We start from the raw sequence: 21,444 nt of genomic DNA on the forward strand, positions 1-21,444 counted from the left end.
CCAGCCTGGTCGCGCGCGCATCGGCGCACGGATGCCCGGCACCGTAGCGCCATGCGATGCCGCCGGCGATACGACGGCCTTGCGACGACTTGACGTCGCTTCTCGCGAGTGGCCAGCATGGCGCCGACGACAGGACTTAAGGAGGCGAAAGCAATGGGAGACCAATCCGAAACGGCGACTGCCGCCGGCATGCGGCGGCGGGATGTGCTGCGCGCGGGTGTCGCCGGCGCGGCCATGGGCGCGGTCGGCCTGCCCGCAGCAGCGCAGGCCCAGGGCCGCGGCGGGCGTATCGCCTTCGCCAATGGCAGCGCCTTCGACACGATGGACCCGCACGCCACCTTCGATGTCGGCCGCGTGGCCTATCGCCTGAACCTCTACGACGGCCTGCTCCGCTGGCTGGACAATCCGCCGAAGCTCGAGCCGTGGCTGGCGGAAAGCTATACCGTCTCGGAGGACGGCAAGCAGTATGTCTTCAAGCTGCGCCAGGGCGTGAAGTTCCACGACGGCACCGACCTCACTGCCGAGGATGTCGTCTATTCGATGGAGCGGATCCTCGCGGTGAAGAAGGGCGCCTACCCGCTCTTCGCGACGCTGATCGATCCGGGCACCACGAAGGCCCGCGACCGCCTGACCGTGGAGTTCAACCTGAAGGAGGCGTCGGCGATCTTCGCCGCCACCACGCATGACATCTACGTGGTGAACAGCGCCCTGGTGAAGCGCAACGAGCGCAACGGCGACTGGGGGCAGGAGTGGATCTCCCGCAACGACGCGGGCTCGGGTTCCTACATCCTGCGGCGCTTCGATCCGGCCCGCGGCTTCCTGGCCCAGCGCTTCGACGGCCATTTCCTGGGCGCCGCCGGCCTTCAGGAGATCGACTTCCGCTACGTCGCGGAGGTGAACAGCCGCGTGCTCGGCCTCATCCGCGGCGACTTCCAGGGCACCGATCCCTACATGCCGCAGGACCAGATCACGCGGCTGCAGGGCGATCCGAACATGAATGTCATGGAGGCGGAATCCACGCGCCTCTTCTACGCCACCATGCACCACAAGCGGCCGCCCTTCACGGATGTGAACTTCCGCAAGGCGGTCTGCCACTGCTTCGACTACGATGGCTGGATCAACAACATCCTGTCGGGCTCGGTGGTGCGGAACACGCAGGTGATCCCGAACCCGATGTGGGGCGCGCCGAAGGACGTGGCGGGCTACAACTTCGACATCGACAAGGCGAAATGGTACCTCCAGCGCGTGCAGGCGCCGATGCGCGAGATCGTGGTCGCGGGCATGGTGGGCTACGAGCAATCCATGCAGGCGGCCGCTCTGCTGCAGAACGGCCTGACGCGGGCCGGCATCCAGAGCCGCCTAGTAAACGAGCCGTGGCCCGTGGTCTCCAACAAGATGCGCGACCCCGAGCAGATGTACGACATGCTGTTCCTGTGGCGCAGCACCTACTATGCCGATCCGCACAACTGGGCGGGCGAGCTGCTGGCGACGAACCGCCACCGCGGCGGCAATGCCAGCTACTACTCGAACCCCGAGGTGGACCGGCTGCTGGCCGAGGCGCTGGCCAATGCCGACCAGGCGAAGCGCGCGCCGCTCTACGAACAGATCGCCCGCATCTCCAGCGAGGATGCGGCCTGCGTGTTCATCCATAACACCAAGTGGTACGGTCCCTTCCGCAAGAACGTGCAGGGCGTGCGGTTCTGCCCGATCGGCGACGGGCAGGAGATGCGCTGGCTCCGCATCACGTGAGGATGACGGCCGCGTTGCGCGGGGTGGCGAGGATCGCCGCCCCGTGAAGATTCTCGTGCTGGTGCTTGGGCGCCTGGCCTGGTTCGTACCGACCATCATCGGCCTGCTGGCGATCGTCTTCTTCATCTCGCACGTCATTCCCGCCGACCCCGCGGCCTTCGTCGCCGGCGAGAACGCGACACCCGAGACCATCGCCGTGATCCGCGAGAGGTTAGGCCTGGACAAGCCGCTTCACATCCAATTCTGGCACTACCTGGTGTCCATCCTGCAGGGCGACATGGGGCGCAGCATCTATACCGGGCGCCCGGTCTCGGAGGATCTGCTCAGCCGCCTGCCGGCGACACTCGAGCTCGCCATCGCCGCCATCATCGTGGCGAGCATCATCGGCATCCCACTCGGCGTCGTCAGCGCGCTGCGGCGGAATTCCTGGCTGGACCACGGGCTGAGGGTGGTGACCATCGCGGGGCTTGCCATCGCCAGCTTCTGGTTCGCCATCCTGCTGCAGCTCTTCTTCTCCATGCGCCTCGGCATCACGCCGCTGCATGGCCGGGTGGAGGGCTGGGGGCCGGAGCCGATCACCGGCTTCTACACCATCGACGCCGTCATCTGGCAGGACCCAGAGATCCTGCTGGACGCGCTGCGGCACATGATCCTGCCGGTGGCGACCCTCGCCCTGCCCGCGACCGCCACCATCGTGCGCTTCACGCGCGCGGGCGTGCTGAACGCGCTGCAGTCGAACTACGTGCTGTACGAGACCGCCATGGGCTATCCGCGCCGCCTTGTCGTGTGGAAATACGTGCTACGCAACGCGCTGATCGGCACGGTGACGCAGATCGGCCTGATCTTCGGGCTGCTTCTGGCGGGCGCGGTGGTGGTGGAAGCGGTATTCGACTGGCCTGGCCTCGGCCTGTTCGCCGTCAACTCCATCCTCAGCTCCGACTACAACGCTGTGATGGGATTCACGCTCATCGCAGGCGCCATGTTCATCGTGGTGAACCTGATCGTCGACATCCTGCAGGGCATGATCGATCCGCGGGAGACGCGCTGATGGGCCGCATCCTGCGCAAGCTGGCGGAGGATCGCGCGGCGCTCGTCGGGTTGATACTGATCCTGCTGCTCGTGGCCGCGGCCATCCTCGCCCCCGTGCTCTCCACCCATCCCGGCGATGTCAGCGAGTTCCACACCGCCCGCCGCCTCAGCCCGCCCGGGCCGGAAAACTGGCTCGGCACCGACCGCATGGGCAGCGACATCTATTCGCGGCTGCTCTTCGGCGCGCGCATCACGCTGACCATCGCCGTCACCGCCATCGCGGTGGCGGTGCTGATCGGCGTGCCGATGGGGCTGATTGCCGGCTATTACGAAGGCTTCGGCAGCAACCTGCTGATGCGCGTCTCCGACATCTTCCTGGCCGTGCCGCAGATCGTGCTGGCGATCGCCATCGCGCAGACGCTCGGGCCTTCCATCGAGAACGTCATCCTCGCGCTGTCGGCCACCTACTGGCCGTTCTGGGCGCGGCTGGTCTATGCCGAGACGCGCTCCATCAAGAACGAGCCTTTCGTGGAGGCGGCGATCGCGCTGGGCTGCTCGCCTTGGCGGGTGATGGTGCTGCACATCCTGCCCTCGATCTCCTCCTCCATCATTGTGCGCACGACCATCGGCATGGGCGGCACGATCCTGACCGCGGCGACGCTGGGCTTCCTCGGCCTCGGCCCGCCGCCGCCGACGCCGGAATGGGGGCGTACCATCGCGGAATCGCGGGAGTTCCTGCCGATGGCCTGGTGGTATGCAGCCTTCCCGGGGCTCGCGATCTTCCTCGTGGTGATGGGCTTCAACCTGCTCGGCGACGGGTTGCGCGACGTGCTCGATCCCAGGCTTCGGCGGGCGGCGCGGCATGGAAAGTGAGCTGATCGCGGTCCGCGACCTGCGCGTCTCCTTCGCGTCGGATGCGGGCCTCGCGCGCGTGCTGGACGGCGTGGACCTGACCATCGGGCGCGGCGAGATCATGGGCCTCGTCGGCGAGTCCGGCTGCGGCAAGACGACGCTGGCCCGCGCCATCCTCGGCATCCTGCCCGGCAACAGCGCACGCATCGAGGCCGGCAGCGTCCGCTTCGACGGGCGCGACCTGCTGGCGATGGACCAGGACCGCCTGGCGCGCGAGGTGCGCGGGAAGGAGATCGCCTATATCCCGCAAGACCCCTTCACCGCCTTCAACCCGGTCTTCACCATCGGCACGCAGATCGACGACCTGATGCGCTTCAAGTCGCCGCTGCTGCGCAGCGCGCCGCAGATGTCGCGGCGCGAGCGCAGCCGCGCCGACCGTGCGCGCGTGCTGGACCTGCTGCGCCTGGTGCAGTTGCCCGACCCGGACGGCGTCCTGCGCAAATACCCGCACGAGGTTTCGGGCGGCCAGCGGCAGCGCCTGATGATCGCCATGGCGCTGCTGCCCGAGCCCAAGCTCGTCATCGCGGACGAACCGACGACGGCGCTCGACGTGACCGTGCAGGCGCAGATCCTGAAGATCCTGAAGCAGTTGGCGCGGGAGCGTGGCGTCGCCGTGCTGTTCACCACGCATGACCTCGGCACGGCATACGAGATCTGCGACCGGATCACCGTGATGTATGCCGGCCAGGAGGTGGAGGAGGCGCCGGTCGCGAGCTTCTTCGCGCAGCCCTCGCACCCCTACACCCGCAAGCTGCTGGACAGCCTGCCGTCTTCGGAGAACGGCATTCGCGGCATCGCGGGCGAGATCCCGCGCCTGATCGACCCGCCCTCGGGCTGCCGCTTCCACCCGCGCTGCGAACGCGCGAGCGAGGCCTGCCGCGGGACGCGCCCGCCGCGCGATGCGCTCGGCCCCGCGCATACGGTGCGCTGCCACCATCCGCTGATCGCCGCGGAGCAGGCGGCATGAGCGCCGAGCCGATCCTGCGCGTCGAGGGCCTCAGCAAGCACTTCCCGGTCCGCAATGTGTGGAAGCGGCGCATCGGCTGGCTGAAGGCGGTGGACGACGTCTCGCTGGAGGTGTCGCGCGGCGAGATCCTCGGCATCGTCGGCGAATCCGGCTGCGGCAAGTCCACCCTCGGCAAGACGCTGATGGGCATCCACACCGCGACGAGCGGGCATGTTGTCTTCGAGGGCCACGACATCGCGGGCCTCAAGCCACATCAGAGCCGGAAATACCGCGAGCACCTGCAATACTGCTACCAGGACCCCGGCGCATCGCTCGATCCGCGCTGGACCATCCGCGCCTCGCTGCACGAACCGCTGATCGTGCACACCGCGCTGAAGGAGGAGGAGCGCGAGCAGCGCGTGCGGGAGATCCTGCGCGCCGTCGGCCTGCCGGAGACGCATCTCGATCTCTATCCGCATGAGATCAGCGGCGGGCAGCAGCGCCGCGTCGGCCTCGCGCGCATCCTGACGCTGAAGCCTTCGGTGGTGATCCTGGACGAGCCGACCTCGGGCCTCGATGTCTCGGTGCAGGCAACGATCCTGAACCTGTTCCTGGAACTGCAGCGCGCCTTCGGCCTGACCTACCTGTTCATCTCGCACGACCTCTCGGTCGTGCGGCTGATCTGCGATCGCGTGGCGGTGATGTATCTCGGCCGCATCGTGGAGATCGGCAAGACGCAGGCGGTGTTCGAGACGCCGCGGCATCCCTACACGCAGTCGCTGTTGGCGGCGATCCCGAAGATCGGCGGGCCCCGCGTGACCGACAGCTTCGCGCTGGAAGGCGAGCCGCCCAGCCCGACCAACCTGCCCAGTGGCTGCCGCTTCCGCACGCGCTGCCCGATGGCGCAGCCGCTCTGCGCGGAGCAGGAACCGGCGTTGCGCGCGGACTGGCCGGCGCAGCGCGCGGCGTGTCACTTCGCGGAGTAGGTCAGCGCTTCGGCGCCTGGTCGGCCCAGCCGAACACGGTGCGGCGCTCGATCTCCGCCACATCGGCGGGGCGCGGAAAGGGTTCCGGCGCCGGCTGGCCCGCATCGCGCGGACGGCCGATCGCGGCGAAGAAATCCTCGAGGCCGCCGGGGGCGAGGAACCAGACGAAGGTCATCGGCTCCGTTCCCGCGTTCACGAAGCCATGCTTGCGGTTGCGCGGCAGGAACACCGTGGAGCCCGACGCTATCGGGATGTCTTCGCCATCGATCCGCGCGAAGCCGTGGCCGGCGGTGAGATGGATCACCTCCTCATGCCGGTCATGCGTGTGCTCGCGCACCATGCAGCCGGGCGCCACGGTCTGCGTGCCCATGGAGAAGCCGGTGCCGAGTTCCTTCCCGCTCAGGATGCAGCGGACGAAGCCGTTGGCGGGCACGGGCTGCCAGTAGCTCGGCGCATCCTCCGGCCCGATGACGCGCACGCCGTCGCGGATCTCCATCACGCCACCTCCTGCGCGTCGCGGCGCCGATAGAGCAGCAGCATCAGCGGCGCGCCGCGGCGCGCGATGCCGTGGAAGGGGATGGGCGTCGGATCGGTGAAGGGCAGGCCGAGCTCGTCGTCCGGCACGCCGTTCACAGCACGGGCGAATTCGCGGCCCAGCGCAGTGGAGAGCGCCACGGCGCGGCCGTTGCAGCCGGCCCAGGCATAGCCATCCGGCCCGATGCGATGCAGGTGCGGGAAGAAGTCGGTGGTCATGCCGACATAGCCGCTCCAGACGTGATCAAAGGTGACCTCGCCGATCTGCGGCCAGAGCCGCTGCAGCCGCGCTGCGAGGTAGGGCCGCAATCTCCGCGGCTGATCCACGGGGATGGCGACGTTGCCGCCCGTGATCAGCCGCCCGCGCGCATCCCAGCGCGTGAAATACAGCTCACCATGCGTGTCGGACATCGCCTGGCGGCCGGGGATGATGGTGGCGGCGACGTTGTGCGAGATGGGCTGGGTCGCAAGCTGCCATGACAGCAGCGGGACCACCTCCTTCGCGACATCGGGCTGCAGGCGCGCCGAGAACTCGCCGGTATAGGCGTTGGTCGCCAGCACCAGCGCGCGGGCGCGCAGCGTGCCGCGCGCGGTGGTCACCAGCCAGCGCCCGTCCTTGTGCGCTACCGTCAGCACCGGGGATCGCGCGAAAATGGTCGCGCCCGCCGCCAGCGCGGCCCGCGCCATGCCGCGCGCCAGCATCAGCGGGTTCACATGCCCGCCCCAGCGGTTCCACCAGCCGCCGAACCAGGCGGAGGAGCCGAGCATCCGCTCCATCGCCGCGCCGTCCAGCAGTTCCACCGGCGCGCCGAAGCGGCCCCAGTCCTTCACGCGCCGTTCGGCGACCTTCATCCGCCCCGGCGAGTGGACGGGCTGCACCCAGCCTTCCTGCTCGGCCTCCGCCTCGATCCCGTGGCGCCGCACCAGGTCGAACAGGATGCTGGCGCTGTCGCGCAGCACATGCACGAAGCGCTCCCCCGCGGCACCGTGCCGCGCGATGATTGCCGCGGGATCGTGGCGCGACAGCGTCGGGATCACCTGCCCGTTGTTGCGCCCGGAGGCGCCCCAGCCGGGCTCGGCGGCCTCCACCACGGTCACGGGAATGCCCATCTCGCGCAGGTGGATCGCGGTGGAGAGTCCGGTGAACCCGGCGCCGATCACGGCAACATCGACCTCCTGCGAGCCTTCCAACTCGGGAAGCTCGGGACCGGGCGGGGAGACATGCGCCCAGAGGGAGGGCGGCCAGGTGACGCTCATGCACCGCATCAAAGCCGTCCCGCGCCTGGGCCTCAAGGCCCGTTGCCGTGCGCGCCGCGATGGGCTGTCATCCCCGCACCGCGAGAGGAGAGCGTGATGGCGCTGCGCAACGTGATCGGGCTGGACCATGTGGTCATCGCCGTGCGCGACCTGGACGCGGCGGCGAAAAGCTGGGAGGCGCTCGGCTTCACCATGTCGCCGCGCGGCACGCACAGCGCGCATATGGGCTCGGGCAACTACACGATGATGCTCGGCGACGACTACATGGAGCTGCTGGGCGTGCTGGTGCCGACCGACCACAATGCCGGGCTGCGCGCCTTCCTCGAGGGCCGGGAGGGCCTCGACCGCGCCGCCTTCACCGCGACGGATGCCGCGGCCGGGGCCGAGGAGGTGCGCGCGCGGGGCTTCGCCGCGACCGGCCCCGTCGCCTTCGGCCGCCCGGTGCCGCTGCCCGGCGGCGGCGAGGCGGAAGCGCGCTTCAACGTGTTCCAATGGCCGCGCGACCAGCGCCCGGCGGGCCTCGGCATCTTCGCGTGCCAGCATCTGACGCGCGAGAATGTCTGGATCCCGGAACTGCAATCGCACGCCAACGGCGCGACGCGGATCGTGCGGATCGAGGTGCTCGCGAAGGACCCGGGCGCCGCCGCCGCGCATCTGGCCAGGCTGATCGACCGGGAAGCCGTGCGCGAGTCCGATGGCGCCTTCCGCGTGCCCTCCGGCAGCACGCGCGGCGACTTCGTGTTCCTGGACCGCGCAACGCTTGCGGCACGGCATCCGGGCGTCGCGCTGGACGGGCTGCCGGAGGAAGGCGGCGCCGCGCTCGTGCTCGGCACGAAGGACATGGCAGCCGCGGCGAAGGCGCTGGGCACAGCGCCGGGCACAACGGTTGCGGCGCCGCCGAGCCGCGCCACCGGCGTGCTGCTGCGCTTCGTCCCGGCCTGAGGCGCGGTTGACGCAACGGGCGTGCGTCGCCAATGCTGCACCGCATCAGCCGTTCCCCAGAGGAGGCATAGATGAACCTCAGCCGCCGTGCGGTGCTTTCCACCTCCGCCGCGCTCGCTTCGAGCGTGATGCTTCCACAGAACAGCTTCGCGCAGGAACAACCTCGCCGCGGCGGGGTGATGACGGTGCATTTCGCCACCGAGCAGCGGATCCTGAACCCGTCGCTCCAGGCCTCCACAGGCGTCTACATCGTCGGCGGCAAGATCCAGGAACCGCTGGTGGATCTGGACGCCGCGGGTAATCCGGCGCCGTGCCTCGCGGAAAGCTGGGAGAGCTCGCCCGACGGCAAGACGATCACCTTCAAGCTGCGCCAGGGCGTCACCTGGCACGACGGCAAGCCCTTCACCTCCGCGGACGTGCAGTTCACGGCCATGGAGATGTGGAAGAAGATCCTGAACTACGGCACCGCGCTGCAGCTGTTCCTGGAAGCGGTGGACACGCCCGATCCGCACACGGCGGTGTTCCGCTATGCGCGGCCGATGCCGATGAACCTGATCCTGCGGGCGATGCCGGATCTCGGCTATGTCTCGGCCAAGCACGTCTACGAGGGCAGCGAGATCCGCCAAAACCCGGCGAACACCGCGCCGATGGGCACCGGTCCCTTCAAGTTCGTGCAGTACGAGCGTGGCCAGTTCATCATCGCGGAGCGCAACCCGAACTACTGGCGCAACAACCTGCCCTATCTCGACCGCATCGTCTGGCGCGTGGTGGGCGACCGCTCCGCCGCCGCGGCGCAGATGGAGGCCGGGCAGATCCTGTTCAGCCCCTATTCGGCGCTTGCCATCGCCGACTTCCAGCGCCTGGGCCGCGATCCGCGCTTCGACGTGACGACGAAGGGCAACGAGGGCAACGCGCGCACCAACACGCTGGAGTTCAACTTCCGCAACCCGATCCTGGCGGATATCCGCGTGCGCCGGGCCATCGCGCATGCGCTCGACGTGCCCTTCTTCATCGAGAATTTCCTGGGCGACTTCGCCAAGAAGGGCACGGGGCCGATCCCGTCCGTCTCCACGGACTACTATCCGGGGCCGGACACGCCGCAATACCCCTTCGACCGCCGCCGGGCCAATGCGCTGCTGGACGAGGCGGGGCACCGTCGCGGCGCGGGCGGCGTGCGCTTCACGTTGCGCCTGAACCCCGCCCCCTGGGGCGAGGACATCGCGCTGTGGTCCACCTTCATCCAGCAATCGCTGCAGGAAGTGGGCATCCGCGTGGAGATCGTGCGGCTGGATGCCGCGGGCTTCCTGCGCACCGTCTATAACGACTGGAACTTCGACCTGGCGACCGGCTGGCACCAGTACCGCAACGACCCCGCGGTCTCAACCACCGTCTGGTACCGATCCGGCCAGCCCAAGGGCGCGCCCTGGACGAACCAGTGGGGCTGGACCGATGCGCAGACCGACCAGCTCATCGACGCCGCGCAGACCGAGCTCGATCCCGCGAAGCGCAAGGCGCTCTATGGCGACTTCGTCCGGCGCGTGAACGATCAGATCCCGCTCTGGATGCCGATCGAGCAGATCTTCGTCTCGGTGTTCAACAAGCGGCTGCGCAACTACGCGAACAATCCGCGCTGGGCGTCGTCTTCCTGGCACGACCTGTGGCTCGCCTCGTGACCTGATGCGGGTCTTCGCGCTGGCGGGGCGGCGGCTTGCCGCCTCCCTGCCCACGCTGCTGATCATCCTGGTCGGCGTGTTCCTGTTGCTGCAGCTCGCGCCCGGCGACACGGTGGACGCGCTGATGGCGCAGATGGGCGGCGGCGGCGATGCGCAGGTGGCGGCCGATCTGCGCGCCTTCTACGGGCTCGACCTCTCCGTCCCGGCGCAGCTCGGCAACTACCTGTGGCGGCTGGTGCGGCTCGATCTCGGCTTCTCCTCGATCTACGGCAAGCCGGTCGCGACCGTGATCCTGGAGAGGCTGCCTGCGACGCTGCTGCTGATGGCCTCGGCACTCTCCTTCGCCTTCTTCTTCGGCCTGCTGCTGGGCGTGCTGGCGGCGCGGCGGGTGAATGGCTGGCCGGACACGCTGATCTCGACGCTCGGCCTGGTGTTCTACGCCACGCCATCCTTCTGGTTCGGCCTGATGGCGATCGTGTTGTTCGCGGTGCACCTGGAATGGCTGCCGGCGGGGGGCTTCGAAGAGATCGGCGCGGGCTACACCGGCCTGCGGCGCACGCTGGACATCGCGACGCATCTCGTGCTGCCGACGCTGACGCTCGGGCTGATCTTCCTCGCGATCTATCTCCGCATCATGCGCGCCTCCATGCTGGAGGTGCTGAGCCTCGATTTCGTGCGCACCGCACGCGCCAAGGGGCTGGACGAGACGCGGGTCGTGGTGCGGCACGTGCTGCGCAACGCCATGCTGCCGATGGTGACCCTGGTCGGGCTGCAGGCCGGCACGATGCTGGGTGGGTCCGTGGTGGTGGAGAGCGTCTTCTCGCTGCCCGGCCTCGGGCGGCTGGCCTATGAATCGGTGGTGCAGCGCGACCTGAACACGCTGCTCGGCATCGTCTTCGTCTCGGCCCTGCTGGTCATCACGGTGAACTTCATCGTGGACCTGCTCTATGCGCGGCTCGATCCGCGGATCGGGGCGGGCGGCTGATGCGCTTCGTCGTCGCCTATCTGCGCAGCCCGCCGGCGGTGATCGGGCTTGTGCTGCTGCTGGTCGTGATCGGCATGGCGCTGAGCGCCGACTGGTTCTACCCGCGCGATCCGCTCTCGCTTGCCGGGCGACCGCTGATCTGGCCCGGCGCCAATCCGCGCTTCCTGCTCGGCACCGACAATTCCGGGCGCGACATCGCGGCGCAGATCTTCCACGGCGCGCGGGTGTCGCTGCTGATCGGCGTGGTCGCGACCTCCATCGCCATCGCGCTCGGCATCGTCATCGGTGCGCTGGCCGGCTATCATGGCGGCTGGGTGGACGATGTGCTGATGCGCGTCACCGAGGCCTTCCAGACGCTGCCCAATTTTCTCCTGTTGCTGGTGTTCGTGGCCGTCTTCGGCTCCGACATCGTCACGGTCACGATCGCCATCGGTGCCGTCTCCTGGCCGGCGCCGGCGCGGCTCACGCGGGCCGAGTTCCTGACGCTGCGCAACCGCGAATTCGTGCAGGCCTGCCGCACCCTCGGCATGGGCGATGGCCGCATCATCTTCCGCGAGATCCTGCCCAATGCGCTGCCGCCGGTGATCGTCTACGCTTCCGTCATCATGGCCGTCGCCATCCTGCTGGAAAGCGCTCTGGCCTTCCTGCGCCTGTCCGATCCCAACGTCGCCTCCTGGGGCAACCTCATCGGGCTGGGGCGGGACGTGCTGCGGGTGCAGTGGTACGTCTCGGCCATTCCGGGCGTGGCGATCCTGGTCACGGTGCTGGCGGTGTCGCTGGTCGGGCAGGGACTGAACGACGCGCTGAACCCGCGGCTGCGCAAGCGATGAGCGCGGTGCTTTCGCTTCAGGGCCTGACGGTCGCGCTGCCGAAGGGCGCTGACCGCCCGCATGCGCTGGAGAATGTCTCGCTCGATCTCAACGCCAACGAGATCCTCTGCGTCGTCGGCGAATCCGGCTCCGGCAAGTCCATGACGGCCAGTGCCATCATGCGCCTGCTGCCGCCGGGCGTGCACATCGCGCGTGGGTCCGTGCTGTTCGAGGGCCAGGATCTCGCCACGGCCGACGATGGCACCATGCGCGCGATCCGCGGCGCCGGCATCGCGATGGTCTTCCAGGAACCGATGACGGCGCTGAATCCGCTGCGCACGGTGGGCGACCAGATCGGCGAGATGTTCCGCATCCATGCCGGCCTGCCCGCGCAGCAGATCGCGGCGCGCACCCTCGCCCTGTTGGAGGAAGTGCGCATCCCCGATCCCGCCCAGGCCGCCCGCGCCTATCCGCACGAGCTTTCCGGCGGGCAGCGGCAGCGCGCGATGATCGCCATGGCGCTGGCGCTCGATCCCAAGGTGCTGATCGCGGACGAGCCGACCACCGCGCTCGACGTCACCACCCAGGCGCAGATCCTGCACCTGATCCGCGACCTGCAGCGCCGCAAGGGCACGGCCGTGCTGTTCATCACGCATGATTTCGGCGTGGTGGCGGAGATCGCGGACCGCGTGGCGGTGATGCAGCACGGCGTGGTGGTGGAACAGGGCCCGGCCGCGCAGGTGCTGCACGCGCCGCGGCACCCCTACACGCAGGCGCTGATCGCCGCGGTGCCGCCGCTGCGGGCGCCGCCGCCGCGCGCCCTGTCGGACGACATCATCCTGCGCATGGAAGCGGTGCAGAAGACCTATCGCAGCGGCGGCTTCCTCGGGCGGGGTGCACGGGTGACGCATGCGGTGCGTGGCGTCTCGCTCGACCTGCCGCGCGGCGCGACGCTCGGGGTGGTGGGCGAATCGGGCTCGGGCAAATCCACCCTCGCCCGCTGCATCGTGCGGCTGATCGAGCCCGATGGCGGCGCCATCCGCCTGGACGGCATCGACCTGCTCAAGCTGCGCAAGCGGGAGATGCGCCAGGCCGCGCGCCGCGTGCAGATGGTCTTCCAGGACCCCTTCGGCTCGCTCAATCCGCGCCGGCGCGCGGGCGAGCTGGTGGCGCAGGGCCCCATCGTGCATGGCACGGATCCCGCCGCGGCGATGGCGCGGGCGAAGGAGCTTTTCGCGCTGGTCGGCCTCGATCCCGCCTCCACCGAGCGCTATCCGCACGAATTCAGTGGCGGCCAGCGCCAGCGCATCGGCCTGGCACGCGCCCTGGCGCTGGAGCCGGAGGTGCTGGTGGCGGACGAACCGGTCTCCGCGCTGGATGTCTCGGTGCAGGCGCAGGTGCTTCGGCTGCTCGCGGAGCTGCGCGAACGGCTGAACCTCTCCATCGTCTTCATCACCCACGACCTGCGTGTCGCCGCGCAGGTCTGCGACATGGTCGCGGTGATGCAGGCGGGCGAGGTGGTGGAGCATGGCCCGATCGGCGCCGTCTTCAACACGCCGCGGCACGCCTACACCCGGGCGCTGCTCGCCTCGGTGCCCGGGCGGGACTTCGCGCCGACGGCCTGAGCCCGCTTCAGTGCCGGCAGCGGCGATCCTGGCCGGGCGTAAGGTCGATGCTCGCCGCCATCTCGGCGATGCCGAAGGGCTCCGCCAGATGCGCCATCGCCCAGTCCCGCACCCGCGCCAGGCGCCCGCGGGGCTGGCCGAGGCGGTGGCCTTCCTGCTGTCCGACGCGGCTTCCGGCAGCATCGGCGCGCTGGTCCCGGTGACGGCGCGCGGATAGTGCCGCCGCGGCTGGGCTAAGGCGGCGGCGGGCCGATCACGAAGGTCCTGAGCCGGTTGGCGTAGTCCAGCTCGCGGATGCCGCCGGGCGTCGTCACGTTGATCCCGGTCTTCATCACCGAAGCCGGCTTCTGCGCGTTGGTGTAGTGGTCCCAGGTGACGCAATCGGCCAGGCCGCCATTGCGGTTCACCACCGCCGCACCGGTGGAGGTGGTCTTCTCGTCCTTCTTGTAGAAGATGCGGCAGGAAGGCGCCCCGTGCGCCTGGTGCTGGTATTCCACATAGGTGCCATTGGCGGGCGCCAGGACGCTGGTATCGAAGCCGCGGCAATTTCCCTGCCAGTTCATGACCCGCGCATAGCTCGTGACCTCGCCCTTCCACACCTCCAGCCGGGCGGCCGCGCTGCTGGCGTAGTAGCGGATGTCGAAGTTGCAGGAGCTGTACATGTCCGTGACGTGCCCCGCGGCCAGGCCCTTGTTGGTGGCATAGGCCCAGAAGGCGGCGAAGACCGGCCGGGAGGCTTCCGTGTCCGTCAGGTGCACGCCCCAGAGCGCGTTGTTCGTCCGCAGCACCAGCCCCATGCAGACCAGCAGGTGCGGAAAGCCGATGGTCGCCGCGTCGCGGCCCATCATGTCCTCGTCGAGATAGATCGCCACCGGTGCCTCCCCCTGCCGCGCGCCGGACGCAACCTTGGCGCGGAGAGCGTCGCAGGGGCAATCACCAGCGCGGCAAGTGGCTCCGGCCGCGCATCCGCGGGTCGCCTCATGCGCTTGATCGGGCAGCACCTCTGCCTGGAAAGAACAGTCATGTCGGACAGCGCCCTTCCCACCATCGCCATCGCGATCACCCCGATGCACCGCACCGAGGAGGGGATCTGGGAAAGTGGCGGACGGGACGGCGCCGCCTTCTACCTGGTGGAACTCGTCCAGGGCGACGGTACGGATGCCGAGGTGCTGGTGGAATGCCGGGACCAACGCTCCGCCGCCTTCGCCGCGCGCGTCGCCGCCGCGACGACGACCCTGCTCGGCCTGGCCGGCGCCGACGCCGCGGACGGGGTGGAGGCCTTCGACGAGGAGACCGCCGCCATCCTCGCCGCCAACCCAACGCCGGAGATCGCCCTGCCCGCGGGCGAATGGCGCGCCGAGGACGAGGAGGAGGATGAGCCGCCCGTCCGCCCCTCCTGATCCTGTCCGGCGGCGGCGCCGTGCGGCCGCCAGCAACTCGCCTCACGGCCGCCGCATCCGTCTATGATGACGGCGTCATGAACCACCCTGCCCCCCTGCCGTTGCGGCCAGGCGGCCCAGCCCTGCCGCGGCCGGCCCTTTCCGTCGTCGTGCCCGCCTATAACGAGCAAGAGGTGCTGCCGGCCTTCCATGCCCGCATCGTGCCGGTGATGGAGGCGATCGGGCTGCCCTTCGAGGTCGTCTATGTGAACGACGGGTCCCGCGACACGACGCTGGAGATCATGCTGCGGCTGCAGGCGACCGACCCGCGCGTCGCGGTGGTCAATCTCAGCCGCAACTTCGGCAAGGAGATCGCGCTGACCGCCGGCCTCGATCATGCGGCGGCGAGCGATGCCGTGGTGGTGATCGACGCCGACCTGCAGGACCCGCCGGAGGTCATTCCGGAACTCGTCGCCGCCTGGCGGCGCGGTTTCGACATCGCCTATGCGCAGCGCCGCGTGCGGGAAGGCGAAACCTGGGCCAAGAAGGCGACAGCCGCAGCCTTCTACCGCGTGATGCAGAGGATCGGCGGGCGGGTGCAATTGCCCCCGAACACCGGCGATTTCCGCCTGATGAGCCGACGCTCGCTGGACGCGCTGCTGTCCCTCAGGGAGCAGCATCGTTTCATGAAGGGGCTGTTCGCCTGGGTCGGCTTCCCCTCGGTCGCCGTGCTGTACGACCGCGCGCCCCGCGCGGCGGGGACGACCAAGTGGAACTACTGGAAGCTGTGGAACCTAAGCCTGGAGGGCATCACCAGCTTCACCGTCGGCCCGCTGAAGATCGCCACCTATCTGGGCTTCGCCACCGCCGTCTTCGCGGCGTTCTATGCGATGCAGCTGATTATCCGCACGCTGATCTGGGGCAACCCGGTCGCGGGCTACCCGAGCCTGCTGGCGGTGGTGCTGTTCTTCGGCGGCGTGCAGCTCATGACGCTCGGCGTGATCGGCGAATATCTCGGCCGTATCTTCAACGAGACCAAGGGCCGCCCGCTCTACATCGTGGAACGGCACCTGCCCTCGGACGCCGCCTACCGGCAGGCGATCAGCGTGCCCAGCGGCGCGCAGCGCGTGGCGGAATCCGGCACCAGCGGCGCCAGCGCGGCCTGAGCCGAAGGCAGGATCAGCCGCAACTCGCCGGGCGCCAGCGGCGCGGCGGCCAGCGCCGCGTCGCGGCAGGTGGGCGGGGTGCGCCAGCGCGCGACATACATGGTGGAGGCCGGCACCGGGCGCTCCGACGCCAGCAAAAGCGTCTCAAGCAGCAGCGCATAGGTCCCGCCGCCGGTCGCGTGGTCCACGCAGGGCCAGGACGGCAGCAGCGTCAGGGACCGCGCCTCGGCCAGCGCCTCGCGCAGCGCGGAGGCCGGCACGGTCCAGGGCGTGCGCTGGCCGGCCCAGCCGGCGAGCGCGGCGCGCAGCGGCGCGGCATCGACGAATTGCACCAGGCCGAACACGAGGCACAGCACCGGCGCGCGCCGCGCCAGCAGCACCATCGCGCCCACCAGCAGCGCATAGCCCACCGGCCAGAAGAACCGGCCGGAGGCACGGAACTGCTCGAGTGGCCCGGGCGCCGGGCCGAGGTCCAGCACGATCCGCTCGCCGAAGCCGACGCGGTGGCTGATGGCCAGCAGCGTGAGCGCCAGCAGCACCAGCGCCAGCCCGGCATGCTCGCGCAGCATGCGGAAGGCGCGCCGTGGCGCCAGCACCACGCCGCAGGCCAGCGCCAACAGAAGGCCGAGGCCGAGCCAGTTGTAGCCTTCCCACCCGCCATGCCCGGTGGCGTCGAGCTGCGGCGACCAGGGCCATCCGATGATCCCCGATCCCGCCGGCCAGACCGGCGAGAGCAGGTTCATCGCGAACATGCCGTAGCCGCCATCGCCCGCCGCGCCGAGATAGCCGAAGCCCGCCATCACGCCGCCCACCGCGGCGGCGCTCGCCGCCACCGCCAGGGCCGGGCCGATGAAGGGCTGGCCCCGCAGCAGCCGCGTCGCCGGCACGGCGCCGAGCAGCGCCAGCGTCATCGCCGCCAGGTAGGGATGCACCAGCAGCGCCACCACCTGCAGCAGCCCGGCGCCGAGCCAGCGCGGCACGGTCGGCCGCCGCACGAGGCGCAGGTAGAACCCGAGGCCGAGCAACAGCAGCACATGCCCGGTCAGCGCCGCATGGCCGAACCGGCCGATCCAGGCCGGCATGGAGAGCGCGGCCAGCGCCACGCCGAGCGTCGGCAGCAGCCGCGTCTCGCCCGCGCCGCGCAGCGCCCAGACGGCGGCAACCGGCTGCAGCGCCCAGCCCAGCGCATAGAACAGCCCGACGCCATGGAAGCCAGGCGGCAGCCAGTCGCGGACCGTCTTCAGCGGCAGCGCGAGCGCCGGGATAGAATCGGCGAAGACGGTGTTGATGCCGCCTTCCTGCGTGTTCAGGTTGGCCGCGAAGGTCGGCGGCCAGCGCCAGGCATCGGCGATCAGGTAGCGCTGCGCGATTGCGTGCTGCGCGGCATCGCCGGCGGGACGCCAATCCGCGCCGGCGACCGGGAACAGGAAATCCGACGGGAAGATCGTGGCAGCCAGCGCGATCCCGAGGACAAGGGCGACGGCGTAGCCGAGCGTGGCGGAGCGGAGCAGGCGCAGGGTTCCGGCACAGGGACGCCGATCTATCGCATCAGGCGGCGCCGCTCACCAGACCAGCGGCAGCACCATCCCCAGCGCGATCCAGAACAGCGACGAAACCGCCAGCGCCCCGAGTATTCCGCGCGCCGCCGCTGTCGGGTCGCAGCTGCGTGGCGGCAGCCGAAACGCCCTCTGCACGGGCAACGCTGCCCTGTCCTGTGGCAGGAGAATCCGTCCCATGAGCGAATCATGGCAGAATCGGGGCACCGACGCTCGTGAAATCATCGGCCGGGCCAGAAAAAAGCTCGATCCGCACCACAAAAGCCACGCGCCATATTCCGGCCGCAAGCGCGTCGCAAACCCGCCGAGGGCCGAAGGTTACTGTCCGCATGAAGGGTGCGGTGCGAGGACATGCCCCCTTCGGCCCGGTGCCCCCGCATCGGCCCGAAGAAGCGTCCAGAGCACCACCCTAGCGTGGACAGAGCGGGACGCCCCCGCCCAAGAGGACTCCGATGCCCGGCCTGGATGCTTTCCAGTCGCTCGCCCCCGAGCCCGAGACCAAGCGCTCCGTCCTGTTGCAGCCGCTGATGGCGGGCGGGGGGATGTCCGACCGCCTGCCCGCGCGCAGCGACGGGCTGGAGCGGCTGGCGGCCGCCATGCGCCCCGCACTGAAGCGCGCGCTCGACATTGCCGGCGCAGGCGCGCTGCTGCTGCTCGCCCTGCCCGCCTTTCTGGTGATCGCCGCCCTGGTCCGCCGTGACGGCGGCAGCGCCTTCTATGCGCATCAGCGCGTCGGGCGCGGCGGCACCACCTTCGGCTGCCTGAAGTTCCGCTCGATGGTGGTGGATGCCGACCGCCGCCTGGCCGCGCTGCTGGAGAGCGACCCCGCGGCCCGCGAGGAATGGGACGCCACGCGCAAGCTGAAGAACGACCCGCGCGTGACGGCGGTCGGCCGCTTCCTGCGCGCCACCTCGCTCGACGAGCTGCCGCAGCTCATCAACGTGCTCAAGGGCGAGATGAGCCTGGTGGGGCCGCGCCCGGTGCTGGCCTCGGAGCTCGCGGCCTTCTACGGCGCCGCCGCGCAGCACTATCTCAGCGTCCGTCCGGGCATCACCGGCCCCTGGCAGATCAGCGGCCGCAACGACACCAGCTACGCGCAGCGCGTGGCGCTGGACGTCGCCTATGCGACCCGGCCGTCCCTGCTGACGGACATCAAGATCCTGCTGCGCACGCCGGTGGCCGTGCTGGCGCGGCGCGGCGCCTATTGATCCAGGCCCGCTGAGGCGGTACGGCCCGCGGCGGTCGCCGCGGGCTGCATGAGGATGGCGCAGGTCATGGCCGAGACGGCCGAACAACGCGCCTCCGGCGGACGTCTGCTCTCCGGGACGCTTTGGAATGCCGCGGGGCGCGGGCTGCCGCTGCTGCTCGCCCTCGCGCTCACCCCGGTGCTGGTCCACCAGATGGGCATCGAGCGCTGGGGCCTGTTCACCCTGGCCCTGGCGCTGGTGGGCGTGTTCGGCGTCTTCGACCTCGGCGTCGGCGCGGCGCTGACGCGGGCGCTGGCGGCGCGGATCGGCGCCGGCGAGCGGGAGGGAGCGGCCGATCTCGCGGGTGTGGCGATGACCGCGCTGGCCCTGCTGAGCGGGGCGGTGGCCCTGCTTGCCTTCGTCTTCGTGCCCCTGCTGGTCGAGCGCGTCCTGAACACGCCGCCGGCGTTGCAGGCCGAGGCGGTGACGGCGTTCCGCCTGCTCTGCCTGGCCGCGCCCCTGGTGGTGGTGAACGCCGCGCTGTGGGGGGCGCTGGCGGCGCATCAGCGTTTCCGAGAGGCGAACTTGGTCACCATCCCCGTCGCGATCTTCTACTATGTCGGCCCGGCGCTGGTCCTGCTGGTCTGGCAGAGCCTGGTCGGCGTGATCCTGGCGCTGCTCGCCTGCCGGCTGGCGAACACCGTCACCTATCTGTGGCTGGCGCGGCGGGACCTGCCGGGGCTTGGCGTGCGCCGGCCGCGCTGGGCGGTGCTGGCGCCGCTGCTGCGTCTCGGCGGCTGGATGAGCGCATCCGGCATCCTGACCCAGGCGCTGCTCTATGCCGACCGCTTCCTGATCGGCGCGTTCCTGACGCTGTCGGCGGTGGCCTTCTACGCGACGCCGCTGGATCTGGTGATGCGCATGTGGATCCTGCCGGTGGCTGTGGCGCAGGCGCTGCTGCCGGCGATGGCCTCGGCCTATTCAACGCATGCCGTGGCGACGGCCGGACTGCTGCGGCGGGGCGCGCTGCTGACCCTCGCGGCGGTGCTGCCGGCCTGCCTGGTGCTGGTGGCGACGGGGCCTTGGCTGCTGAAGCTCTGGCTCGGCACGGAATTCGCGGAGGGCGGCGGGCGCGTGCTGCAGATCCTCGCGGTCGGCATCTTCTTTTCGTGCGCGGCCTTCGCGCCGGGGGCGCTGCTGGACGCGATCGGGCGGCCGGATGTGAACGCGAAGTGGCAGCTGCTGCAGGCGCTGGTGTTCCTGCCGCTGTCCGTGCTGCTGCTGCTGCGCTTCGGTATCGAGGGCGCGGCGGCCGCCTGGGCGGTGCGCTGCGCAACCGATGCGGCCGGGCGGCTTTTCTTCTGCGCACGGCTCTATCCGGCCGCGGCCGAGGCGGCGCGCGCGCTGGCGTTGCCGCTGGCCATGGGTGGCGTGGGCCTTGCGGCGCTGCTCGCCTTCGAGGGAAGCACGGCGCTGCTGCTGATCGGTGCCCTGGCGCTGGCAGGCTTCGCTGTGGCGGGCATCGCCGCGCTGACCGCCGCGGAACGCCGCGACGCGCGCGGCCTGCTGCGCCGGCCCTGGCGCATCCGCGCTGTCCTGAGGGGCGAGCCGGCGTGACGGACTTCACCATCAATGGCCGCTTCCTGACCCAGCGCACCACCGGCGTGCAGCGCTTCGCCGCGGAGGTGACGCAGGCGCTGGCGCGCAACGGGCTGCGCTTCCGGCTGCTGGCGCCGCCCGGCGCGCCGGAGCGTCTCGGCGAAGTGCCGGTGGAGCATGTCGGCGCCCGCACGGGCCAGAGCTGGGAACAGCTCGACCTGCCGAAGGCGTCGAACCCCGCCACGCTGATCAGCCTCGGCAACACCGCGCCGCTGCGCTGCGGCGGCAAGCGCATGGTGGTGATCCACGACGCCGGCGTGTTCGACACGCCCGAGAGCTATTCCCTCGCCTTCCGCGCCTGGTATCGCACGCTGCATCTCTCGCTGCCGCGGCTCGGTGCGCAGGTGATCACCGTCTCGGAATTCTCGCGCGCGCGTCTGGCGGCAAGGTTGCGGCTGGACCCCGGCCGCATCGCGGTGATGCCGGAAGGCGGCGAGCATGTGCTGCGCGAGCCGCCCGATGCCGGCGTGCTGGCGAAGCACGGCCTCGCACCGGGGCGCTACGCGCTCGCGGTCGGCACGCGCGCCGCGCACAAGAACCTCGGCGCGCTGCAGGAAGCCGCGGGGCTGCTCGCGGCGCGGGGGATGGTGCTGGCCGTCGCCGGCGCGGTGGAGGGCGGCGTGTTCAGCGGCGCGGCGGACGCGGCCGGCACCAGGCTGCTCGGCCGCGTGACGGATGCCGAGCTGCGCGCGCTGTACGAGAACGCGCTCTGCCTGGTCTTCCCCTCGCGCTACGAGGGCTTCGGTATCCCGCCGCTGGAGGCGATGTGGTGCGGCTGCCCGGTTCTGGCGTCGCGCGCCGGCGCCGTGCCGGAGGTGTGCGGTGATGCGGCACTGTGGTTCGACGCGGACGGACCCGCGACGCCGGCCGCCGCGCTGACGCGGTTGCTGGACGAGCCCGGCCTGGCCGATACGCTGCGCACAGCCGGGCGCGAGCGCGCGGCGCTGTATTCCTGGGATGCGGCCGCGCGCCGCCTGATGGACCTTGTCCGCCAATATGACCATGCGAAGTGACGTGCATCCCTGCGGCCGGCAAGGCCGGCCGAGCCGC

The 21,444-nt window shown here is 70.3% G+C and carries 20 protein-coding genes; 16 read left to right on the forward strand and 4 right to left on the reverse strand.

Annotated features, from left to right (window positions below; all coding sequences use genetic code 11):
* The first annotated feature begins 153 nt into the window (after positions 1–153).
* Genes E4T13_RS11885 through E4T13_RS11905 form a run of 5 tightly spaced genes read left to right on the forward strand, consistent with a single transcriptional unit; the run spans position 154 to position 5,622 of the window.
* The gene (locus E4T13_RS11885; protein ID WP_137178462.1) at positions 154–1,749 is read left to right on the forward strand and encodes an ABC transporter substrate-binding protein; all 1,596 of its coding nucleotides are present in this window, start codon (positions 154–156) and stop codon (positions 1,747–1,749) included.
* Positions 1,750–1,792: 43 nt separating this feature from the next.
* Positions 1,793–2,797: an ABC transporter permease gene (locus E4T13_RS11890; protein ID WP_137178463.1), complete on the forward strand. Its 1,005-nt coding sequence runs from the start codon at positions 1,793–1,795 to the stop codon at positions 2,795–2,797.
* Positions 2,797–3,651, forward strand: coding sequence for an ABC transporter permease (locus E4T13_RS11895; RefSeq protein ID WP_137178464.1), 855 nt, complete (start codon positions 2,797–2,799; stop codon positions 3,649–3,651). Before E4T13_RS11890 ends, E4T13_RS11895 begins: the two co-directional genes overlap by 1 nt.
* The gene (locus E4T13_RS11900) at positions 3,641–4,657 is read left to right on the forward strand and encodes an ABC transporter ATP-binding protein (RefSeq protein WP_137178465.1); all 1,017 of its coding nucleotides are present in this window, start codon (positions 3,641–3,643) and stop codon (positions 4,655–4,657) included. The genes E4T13_RS11895 and E4T13_RS11900 overlap by 11 nt, the downstream gene beginning before the upstream one ends.
* Entirely contained in the window at positions 4,654–5,622 is a 969-nt protein-coding gene (locus E4T13_RS11905) for an ABC transporter ATP-binding protein (protein WP_137178466.1), read from the forward strand. The genes E4T13_RS11900 and E4T13_RS11905 overlap by 4 nt, the downstream gene beginning before the upstream one ends.
* A 1-nt stretch (position 5,623) precedes the next feature.
* On the opposite strand, the gene E4T13_RS11910 is transcribed toward E4T13_RS11905, so the two are convergent.
* Together E4T13_RS11910 and E4T13_RS11915 are read right to left on the reverse strand one after the other, a co-directional pair.
* A complete protein-coding gene (locus E4T13_RS11910; protein WP_137178467.1) occupies positions 5,624–6,118 on the reverse strand; it encodes a cupin domain-containing protein in 495 nt (164 codons plus the stop codon).
* Complete coding sequence (locus tag E4T13_RS11915; protein WP_240791084.1) at positions 6,118–7,413, reverse strand: FAD-binding oxidoreductase; 1,296 nt, start codon at positions 7,411–7,413, stop codon at positions 6,118–6,120. Before E4T13_RS11915 ends, E4T13_RS11910 begins: the two co-directional genes overlap by 1 nt.
* 96 nt (positions 7,414–7,509) lie before the next feature.
* Here E4T13_RS11915 and E4T13_RS11920 point away from each other — a divergent pair, with 96 nt between their 5' ends.
* The 6 genes from E4T13_RS11920 to E4T13_RS30770 all read left to right on the forward strand — a co-directional run bounded on the left by E4T13_RS11920 (position 7,510) and on the right by E4T13_RS30770 (position 13,664).
* A complete protein-coding gene (locus E4T13_RS11920) occupies positions 7,510–8,355 on the forward strand; it encodes a VOC family protein (RefSeq protein ID WP_137178469.1) in 846 nt (281 codons plus the stop codon).
* A 71-nt stretch (positions 8,356–8,426) separates the two neighbouring features.
* Positions 8,427–10,028, forward strand: coding sequence for an ABC transporter substrate-binding protein (locus tag E4T13_RS11925; protein ID WP_137178470.1), 1,602 nt, complete (start codon positions 8,427–8,429; stop codon positions 10,026–10,028).
* A gap of 4 nt (positions 10,029–10,032) precedes the next feature.
* The gene (locus E4T13_RS11930) at positions 10,033–11,013 is read left to right on the forward strand and encodes an ABC transporter permease (RefSeq protein WP_137178471.1); all 981 of its coding nucleotides are present in this window, start codon (positions 10,033–10,035) and stop codon (positions 11,011–11,013) included.
* The gene (locus E4T13_RS11935; RefSeq protein WP_137178472.1) at positions 11,013–11,843 is read left to right on the forward strand and encodes an ABC transporter permease; all 831 of its coding nucleotides are present in this window, start codon (positions 11,013–11,015) and stop codon (positions 11,841–11,843) included. Before E4T13_RS11930 ends, E4T13_RS11935 begins: the two co-directional genes overlap by 1 nt.
* On the forward strand, positions 11,840–13,447 hold the full coding sequence (locus E4T13_RS11940; RefSeq protein ID WP_137178473.1) for an ABC transporter ATP-binding protein: 1,608 nt from the start codon (positions 11,840–11,842) through the stop codon (positions 13,445–13,447). Before E4T13_RS11935 ends, E4T13_RS11940 begins: the two co-directional genes overlap by 4 nt.
* An 88-nt stretch (positions 13,448–13,535) precedes the next feature.
* Positions 13,536–13,664, forward strand: coding sequence for a hypothetical protein (locus tag E4T13_RS30770; protein ID WP_256370445.1), 129 nt, complete (start codon positions 13,536–13,538; stop codon positions 13,662–13,664).
* 16 nt (positions 13,665–13,680) lie between these two features.
* Here E4T13_RS30770 and E4T13_RS11945 read toward each other — a convergent pair whose 3' ends face one another.
* On the reverse strand, positions 13,681–14,319 hold the full coding sequence (locus E4T13_RS11945) for a hypothetical protein (RefSeq protein ID WP_137178474.1): 639 nt from the start codon (positions 14,317–14,319) through the stop codon (positions 13,681–13,683).
* A gap of 150 nt (positions 14,320–14,469) precedes the next feature.
* Between E4T13_RS11945 and E4T13_RS11950 the strand changes: the two genes are divergently transcribed.
* Entirely contained in the window at positions 14,470–14,847 is a 378-nt protein-coding gene (locus E4T13_RS11950; RefSeq protein ID WP_137178475.1) for a hypothetical protein, read from the forward strand.
* A gap of 77 nt (positions 14,848–14,924) precedes the next feature.
* On the forward strand, positions 14,925–15,992 hold the full coding sequence (locus E4T13_RS11955) for a glycosyltransferase family 2 protein (protein WP_137178476.1): 1,068 nt from the start codon (positions 14,925–14,927) through the stop codon (positions 15,990–15,992).
* On the opposite strand, the gene E4T13_RS29880 is transcribed toward E4T13_RS11955, so the two are convergent.
* The gene (locus E4T13_RS29880; RefSeq protein ID WP_306768489.1) at positions 15,914–17,536 is read right to left on the reverse strand and encodes a DUF6311 domain-containing protein; all 1,623 of its coding nucleotides are present in this window, start codon (positions 17,534–17,536) and stop codon (positions 15,914–15,916) included. The genes E4T13_RS11955 and E4T13_RS29880 overlap by 79 nt on opposite strands.
* A gap of 464 nt (positions 17,537–18,000) precedes the next feature.
* Here E4T13_RS29880 and E4T13_RS11970 point away from each other — a divergent pair, with 464 nt between their 5' ends.
* From E4T13_RS11970 to E4T13_RS11980, 3 genes are all read left to right on the forward strand, one after another.
* Positions 18,001–18,756 carry a sugar transferase gene (locus tag E4T13_RS11970; protein ID WP_137178478.1) on the forward strand — a complete coding sequence of 252 codons (756 nt, stop codon included), beginning with the start codon at positions 18,001–18,003 and terminating at the stop codon, positions 18,754–18,756.
* 66 nt (positions 18,757–18,822) lie between these two features.
* The gene (locus E4T13_RS11975; RefSeq protein WP_170984955.1) at positions 18,823–20,352 is read left to right on the forward strand and encodes a flippase; all 1,530 of its coding nucleotides are present in this window, start codon (positions 18,823–18,825) and stop codon (positions 20,350–20,352) included.
* Positions 20,349–21,407 carry a glycosyltransferase family 1 protein gene (locus E4T13_RS11980; protein ID WP_240791085.1) on the forward strand — a complete coding sequence of 353 codons (1,059 nt, stop codon included), beginning with the start codon at positions 20,349–20,351 and terminating at the stop codon, positions 21,405–21,407. Before E4T13_RS11975 ends, E4T13_RS11980 begins: the two co-directional genes overlap by 4 nt.
* Positions 21,408–21,444 lie beyond the last annotated feature (37 nt).

The sequence above is a fragment of the Roseomonas sp. AR75 genome, from assembly GCF_005222815.1.
Lineage (GTDB): Bacteria > Pseudomonadota > Alphaproteobacteria > Acetobacterales > Acetobacteraceae > Falsiroseomonas.

What these genes read in the sequence shown, in the direction of transcription:
- E4T13_RS11970 (WP_137178478.1), top strand. Translation starts at nt 18,001, where the DNA reads ATGCCCGGCCTGGATGCTTTCCAGTCGCTCGCCCCCGAGCCCGAGACC.
- E4T13_RS11920 (WP_137178469.1), top strand. Translation starts at nt 7,510, where the DNA reads ATGGCGCTGCGCAACGTGATCGGGCTGGACCATGTGGTCATCGCCGTG.
- E4T13_RS11975 (WP_170984955.1), top strand. Translation starts at nt 18,823, where the DNA reads ATGGCCGAGACGGCCGAACAACGCGCCTCCGGCGGACGTCTGCTCTCC.
- E4T13_RS30770 (WP_256370445.1), top strand. Translation starts at nt 13,536, where the DNA reads ATGCGCCATCGCCCAGTCCCGCACCCGCGCCAGGCGCCCGCGGGGCTG.
- E4T13_RS11895 (WP_137178464.1), top strand. Translation starts at nt 2,797, where the DNA reads ATGGGCCGCATCCTGCGCAAGCTGGCGGAGGATCGCGCGGCGCTCGTC.
- E4T13_RS11955 (WP_137178476.1), top strand. Translation starts at nt 14,925, where the DNA reads ATGAACCACCCTGCCCCCCTGCCGTTGCGGCCAGGCGGCCCAGCCCTG.
- E4T13_RS11935 (WP_137178472.1), top strand. Translation starts at nt 11,013, where the DNA reads ATGCGCTTCGTCGTCGCCTATCTGCGCAGCCCGCCGGCGGTGATCGGG.
- E4T13_RS11915 (WP_240791084.1), bottom strand. Translation starts at nt 7,413, where the DNA reads ATGAGCGTCACCTGGCCGCCCTCCCTCTGGGCGCATGTCTCCCCGCCC.
- E4T13_RS11900 (WP_137178465.1), top strand. Translation starts at nt 3,641, where the DNA reads ATGGAAAGTGAGCTGATCGCGGTCCGCGACCTGCGCGTCTCCTTCGCG.
- E4T13_RS11940 (WP_137178473.1), top strand. Translation starts at nt 11,840, where the DNA reads ATGAGCGCGGTGCTTTCGCTTCAGGGCCTGACGGTCGCGCTGCCGAAG.
- E4T13_RS11905 (WP_137178466.1), top strand. Translation starts at nt 4,654, where the DNA reads ATGAGCGCCGAGCCGATCCTGCGCGTCGAGGGCCTCAGCAAGCACTTC.
- E4T13_RS11930 (WP_137178471.1), top strand. Translation starts at nt 10,033, where the DNA reads ATGCGGGTCTTCGCGCTGGCGGGGCGGCGGCTTGCCGCCTCCCTGCCC.
- E4T13_RS11925 (WP_137178470.1), top strand. Translation starts at nt 8,427, where the DNA reads ATGAACCTCAGCCGCCGTGCGGTGCTTTCCACCTCCGCCGCGCTCGCT.
- E4T13_RS11885 (WP_137178462.1), top strand. Translation starts at nt 154, where the DNA reads ATGGGAGACCAATCCGAAACGGCGACTGCCGCCGGCATGCGGCGGCGG.
- E4T13_RS11950 (WP_137178475.1), top strand. Translation starts at nt 14,470, where the DNA reads ATGTCGGACAGCGCCCTTCCCACCATCGCCATCGCGATCACCCCGATG.
- E4T13_RS11910 (WP_137178467.1), bottom strand. Translation starts at nt 6,118, where the DNA reads ATGGAGATCCGCGACGGCGTGCGCGTCATCGGGCCGGAGGATGCGCCG.